Annotated in this window: 3 protein-coding genes; all 3 read right to left on the bottom strand. The window is 56.1% G+C overall.

The window, feature by feature from the left end:
- Nucleotides 1–523: phage adaptor protein (locus AK963_RS29365; RefSeq protein WP_066018770.1), on the bottom strand; the 523-nt coding region annotated here is incomplete at its 3' end.
- A gap of 3 nt (nucleotides 524–526) precedes the next feature.
- Complete coding sequence (locus AK963_RS29360) at nucleotides 527–883, bottom strand: hypothetical protein (protein WP_066018769.1); 357 nt, start codon at nucleotides 881–883, stop codon at nucleotides 527–529.
- 114 nt (nucleotides 884–997) lie between these two features.
- Nucleotides 998–1,179, bottom strand: a 182-nt coding sequence (locus tag AK963_RS34055; RefSeq protein ID WP_202969932.1) for a hypothetical protein, incomplete at its 5' end; no start/stop codon positions are given.

The raw sequence follows: 1,179 nt of genomic DNA, 5'->3' as shown, positions 1-1,179 counted from the left end.
TGCTGAATGCCCTGAACAGCATGTAGTTGATCACCGGGTTGATCCACAGTTCATCCAGACTGAATAACTGGGTATCCGTGTCAAAATCGGTAATGGCTATTCGTGCGGGTGCCTGGCTGACCAGCAGGTTCAGCGGGTGATCCGCAGGGGGCACAGGGTACACATAAAACACGGACGGGCTTTTCTGGTCGTAGACATACTGCTCCACGTCCGTGCCGGTGGCTGTCGTCCAGTTGGGTAACAGACTGTCGAGGCTGCGGCGGGTGGTGGCAATCACCGTTCTGCCAGTGGATGGGTTATCCACAATATCCAGCAACCGGTAAGTGCCAGGCGGCAGTGACTGTACCGCCTGCGCCTGACAGGTAAAGGGCAGTAGCTGCGAGTTCACATCAGGCCGGTTCTGCACCACCGCCAGCAGTGCCTCGTTATAGGCATCCAGCAGGTTGGCATTGGTCCAGCGGGGAACGGCCGTGTTGTCCTGAAGCAGGTCACGCACCCGCTGGATGATCTCGGTAACCTTCATCACCTACAGCCGGTTACCCTGTTGATCACAGAACTCCAGATCCACGCCTATTCGTTTCTTCAGCCTCGGGTTATAGATAAAGACGCTGTGGTTGTTCTTGTTCAGCACAAATTGCAGCGGCTTACGGTGACGTGATTGTGGTGATGGTACTGGCTGTTCCAACGCGGTGGGCACCTCAGTCACATCCGGCTCTTCCAGCTCGTCCGGTTGCTCCAGTGGTTCACCACCGTTCATCAGCTGACGTATTTCGTTTTTTAACTCATCCAGCTTCTTGCGCTTGTCCAGCTCCACGTTAAACATCTGCCGGGCAAAGGATTCCAGTTCGTCCTTGCTGCGGCAGGTCTCCAGGTTAAATGCCATTTTTTCAGCTCCTCTGAAAAACGCTTCCCGCTACCTGCCGCCCGCACCCCGCAAAAGACTAAACTCGTCGTGCTTTTACGGGTGGCGGGCAGCGGGAGGCGGGCAGCGAAAAAATTAAGAACGCTTCGCTGACAGCAAAACACCCGCATCCGGCTTCAGCACCTTGTACCCATACACCTGCAGGCCACGGTGTCCCATGCCGAAGTGCTTCTCCAGCGTCAGCGATTCATGCTTGATAAACTGCGACGCAAACCCGGCGAAATCTTTCACGCCCGCCAGGCACTGGGTCACCCCCG

This window comes from Endozoicomonas atrinae (assembly GCF_001647025.1).
Taxonomy (GTDB): domain Bacteria; phylum Pseudomonadota; class Gammaproteobacteria; order Pseudomonadales; family Endozoicomonadaceae; genus Endozoicomonas; species Endozoicomonas atrinae.
The sequence above is the reverse complement of the archived record's forward strand: the minus strand, read 5'-3'. Positions and strand labels throughout refer to the sequence as shown.

What these genes read in the sequence shown, in the direction of transcription:
- AK963_RS29360 (WP_066018769.1), bottom strand. Translation starts at nt 883, where the DNA reads ATGGCATTTAACCTGGAGACCTGCCGCAGCAAGGACGAACTGGAATCC.